This is a genomic window from Candidatus Neomarinimicrobiota bacterium, assembly GCA_041862535.1.
Classification (GTDB): Bacteria; Fidelibacterota; Marinisomatia; order SCGC-AAA003-L08; family TS1B11.
This window is the reverse complement of the sequence record JBGVTM010000062.1, coordinates 1-3,963: the sequence shown is the minus strand read 5'-3', so window position 1 is coordinate 3,963 and position 3,963 is coordinate 1. Positions and strand designations below refer to the sequence as shown.

Annotated in this window: 5 protein-coding genes; 2 read left to right on the top strand and 3 right to left on the bottom strand. The window is 53.7% G+C overall.

The window, feature by feature from the left end:
- Window positions 1-15: 15 nt before the first annotated feature.
- Window positions 16-996, top strand: a complete 981-nt coding sequence (locus ACETWG_02675; GenBank protein MFB0515493.1) for an integron integrase — start codon at window positions 16-18, stop codon at window positions 994-996.
- Window positions 997-1,358: 362 nt separating this feature from the next.
- A complete protein-coding gene (locus ACETWG_02670; GenBank protein ID MFB0515492.1) occupies window positions 1,359-1,967 on the top strand; it encodes a hypothetical protein in 609 nt (202 codons plus the stop codon).
- 68 nt (window positions 1,968-2,035) lie between these two features.
- Here ACETWG_02670 and ACETWG_02665 read toward each other — a convergent pair whose 3' ends face one another.
- From ACETWG_02665 to ACETWG_02655, 3 genes are all read right to left on the bottom strand, one after another.
- Entirely contained in the window at window positions 2,036-2,728 is a 693-nt protein-coding gene (locus tag ACETWG_02665) for a hypothetical protein (GenBank protein MFB0515491.1), read from the bottom strand.
- The gene (locus ACETWG_02660) at window positions 2,622-3,236 is read right to left on the bottom strand and encodes a DUF2085 domain-containing protein (GenBank protein ID MFB0515490.1); all 615 of its coding nucleotides are present in this window, start codon (window positions 3,234-3,236) and stop codon (window positions 2,622-2,624) included. The genes ACETWG_02665 and ACETWG_02660 overlap by 107 nt, the downstream gene beginning before the upstream one ends.
- A 282-nt stretch (window positions 3,237-3,518) precedes the next feature.
- Window positions 3,519-3,963 (bottom strand): OPT/YSL family transporter (locus tag ACETWG_02655; protein ID MFB0515489.1); only part of this gene is annotated, 445 nt, incomplete at its 5' end.

Sequence of the window (3,963 nt, the reverse complement as noted above, 5' to 3'; positions counted from 1 at the left end):
AATGATCCTAATAACATGGACGGGAAAAATTCTGAATATCATACCAAGCCCAAGCTGCTTGAGCAGGTCAAGTGGTCCATGCGTACCAGTAATTACAGTCCCCGGACGATTACGACGTACGTTCAGTGGATCAAAAGGTTCATCCTGTTCAGCAACAAGATCCACCCCGCTGAATTGTGCAGAGAGGAAATACGAGGCTTTCTCACCTATCTGGCTGTGGAGAGGAACGTCTCGCCGTCCACCCAGCACCAGGCTTTACAGGCGCTTTTGTTTTTGTACCGGGATGTTCTGGAATCGCCGGCCGGGTGGATTGACAATATTCAGCGGCCGCGCCGGTCCCCGCACCTCCCGGTCGTGTTCTCCCGACGCGAAGTCAGTGAAATATTGGGGCACACCCAGGGCATTTACCGGCTGCTATTGAGCCTGACCTATGGCGCGGGCTTGCGGTTGTCTGAATGCCTGCGGCTGCGTATCAAAGATATTGATTTTGATTATCGGCAGATTGTCGTGAGAGATGGAAAAGGTCAAAAGGATAGAGTCTCCATCCTGCCTGATTCGCTGGTCTCTCCGTTAAAAGAACATCTCGCTAACATAAAAGCCATTCACGAACGTGATCTGGCTCAGGGCAACGGAGCAACCGTATTACCGTATGCTTTGGCTGCGAAATATGCCAATGCTGCCAGAGAACTGGGCTGGCAATACGTATTTATGGCTAAAGGCTCCATCGAAGAAAATGCTTCGGGGATCAAACGACGCTATCATATTCATAATTCATCGGTCCAGAAGGTATTTAAGAAAGCCCTGCGCGAGGCGGAAATACCCAAGCACGGCTCGGTCCATTCCCTGCGCCACAGTTTCGCCACGCACCTTCTGGAAGACGGCTATGATATCCGTACCATCCAGGAATTATTAGGACATAAATCGGTGCAGACCACCATGATCTACACCCACGTGATGCACAAGGGGGGGATGGGCGTCAGGAGCCCGCTGGATTAGAAACAACCTGTCGCTGTGGACGCCGGCTATCCGCAGGCCTGTACATCTACCGCCTGCCTGCCGCGCCGGAAGCGGGGCTTGTCCCGCCAACGGCGGGGGTGACCACGGGTTACACCAAGTCCATCAAGATGCTGCTGCTGACGTAGGGGAAGCTGGACTTTACCTCCCTTCAGCTTCGCTCAGGGCAGGCCCATTCGATCCACCGCTTTGCGGTTCGGTGACCTCAAAACGCCAAAAATGTTGGTGTTAGAAAGCATCGGCAGCTAACATTTCCTTGCTTATAAGCGGCAATCGCCGTATCATATCAGTGTAGCCCGGCGGCTATGGTTCCCATAGCGGGGTGAACTTGAGGGGATCAGACCATGGCACATGTTCCCAAGCATATTGAGAAGATCCTGCGGATCAACGCCCACCCCAAGTTTTACGTACGCTGGATTGACCGCCTGGATGTGATCTGCGCCAAGATCAACCAATGGATTGACAAGGCCGGGTTGGCGGGTGACCGGGAGGAGATCCAGAAAATCGCGGCGTGGATCGTGCCCTATCTGTGTGTTGATCCAGATGAGCGGCTGAAATTCTCCGAGACGGAAGTGAAGCACCATCAGGAATCATGGAAGGGGATCCTGGATGACCTGGAGCGGATGTACAAGAACGAGACGTTGTACGTGTGGTTGGGCATGGGCCAGAGCGATCTGGAGCATAAGATCGCGGTGGCACGGAAGCAGTACGAGCATTTTCTTCCCCGGCGCAGCAGTCGGCGAAAGATCGTAGACCAGGGTTTGGATTCGCTGTTCTGGCGGATGGACGAGATCGGGAAGGACCCGGCGGAGCAGGAGTTCGCCGTACTGGAGTTGTTCAAGACCTTTCAATTCTGTCATTTTCCGGAGATGCCCACAGCCAAGGCCTATAAGATCATCGGCCGGATTCGCCAGGAGGCCCTGAAGCATCCGCGGGTGCCGTTGGAGGTGTAGGCGGCGATTTCTATTACCTGATGGGAAAACTACCCCGCGCAGCGGTTTTCTTTCATCCCTCTAAAACACTATTTCAACCGGGGTGCATACAGGTTCACACCCACGGTGAAGACGTTTAATCCATCGGTAAAATCACCGGTATAAAATCGGCCAATTTCTACTACAGGTCTAATAATGGGGGTAGCTTCAAACTCAAGTCCTAAAATGTGGGCCTTTCTGATATCTACGAACTCTTCCTCCCAGGCCCATTTTGGAATCCAGTTGATTTCCTCATCGAATGTCTCGTACCTGAATGAATAGAATAGTGATGTGCGTTCAAGCTCGGTCCCGCAAAGGAAATACAGTGTTTGTACCCACAGATCCTCTTCATTGATAATCTTACCGAACCCGTAACCCAGGGCTATAGTTGGCTTACTGGGCAGGTTCTCTCGATTCAGGAGTTGAAGCTTGGCGTCGAACCAATGGGTGTCTATGCCTTCTTCGGGCTCATCGACCTCTTTGGAGATGTCAATCGTACGCATGTACCCGACATCCAGTCCTTTTGCGACGCCGATGCGGCCCTCCATTGTGATTAGTTCTCCCGGTTCATCATCAGGCTCCGCATCCGCTCCTTTAAAGTGCAAATAGCCTCCACTGCCTGATAATTGCCCGGGGTCAAGGGTTCTTGGCCCCCGGTGGGTAGTGGCATAGCACCCCAGGAGAAGACCTGCCAGGATCACGAGGGTGATCCGATCTTTCGTCCAGCGATTGATTTTCATCATACTTCTCCTTCTTCCCTGATGTGGATATGATTTGCAGAGCAACCCAGCCGGCATTTGCCCAGAATAGGACGAATGAGCACAGGATCAGCAAGAGAGCCGCGGTGTGGATGGTGGTTGTAATTGCGGTTCCGACCAGAACCAATCCCGCGCTGGTGATAATCCGGCGCCCGATGATCCTGCTGTAAGGGAGTAATACAATCACAGCCCCGGCACCACCTGCAAGACCCGCTAGCGCCCGGCTGACTTCTGAAGCGGCCCTCAGGCCAAGGTTTGCAGTTAGCCACTCTACAACCAGGATCGCGACCAGCGCCATACCCACAGACCACGGGATGGTATGACGGCGGAAAAGGGAGGCAACGGCCCAGGTAAGGAAAACACCAACGTAAATGCATCCGCAGCGCGTGCAGATGGGAAGGGGCTCTCCCCCAACGCGCAATAAAAGGTCTGGATTTTGATGACAGAATAGAGAGAATAGATCTTTCGCGACGGAATGGAGCAGTGCTTCCATCAGGTGCTAGGCTTTCCTACAAACGGTGTTAAGACCTGCTGTTGTTGGAGTTACGAACGTTATTTTAGCCTATCTTTTCAATTCCATCATAATTTGGTCTCGTCTAAGGCTGGAGTTGTCACTAAATCGTAAAAGGATTGTCAAAGTTTAGACACATCATTAGGTGTATTTATCGGTTTAGGGGATGAACCGGGTGAGGGTGCCGGATGATTTACAGGATGAGATCGGGAGGCGCCGGGAGTCAGGGGAGTAAAAAAGGTGGGAAGTGGGTCAGGGCTAGTCCTATCCTGACGGTGGTGTGGTCTTACTTATTTTCCGCACCAGGATAATGACGGTGGCCAGGAGTAAAGCTCCGGCTCCGGCGAGGCGGAAGACGGTGAGGTTAATAGGGGTGGTGACCAGGGTAGCGGTGAGGAAGCCGACGATGCCTTCGCCGCCCATGATGCCGGCGGCCAGTACCACGCCGGCGCGGACCCAGTCGGGATGGGAACGGTGCACCCAGGCGCGGATGATGCCGCCCAGGGCGATGACGAAGCTCAGGGGCCAGCCGAGGAAGATGCCGATGCCCATGGGTATAAGGAGAATCAGCTGTTCTCTGGGCTGGTCAACGCGACGGCTGTTGAACCACCGGCGCAGGCCTTCCAGCAGGAGTGCGCCGCCCATTGTGCCGAAGAAGGTTGGCAGGTGAATGAGGCCGGAAAAGGTGTTGTAGACCATTTTGGCCTGG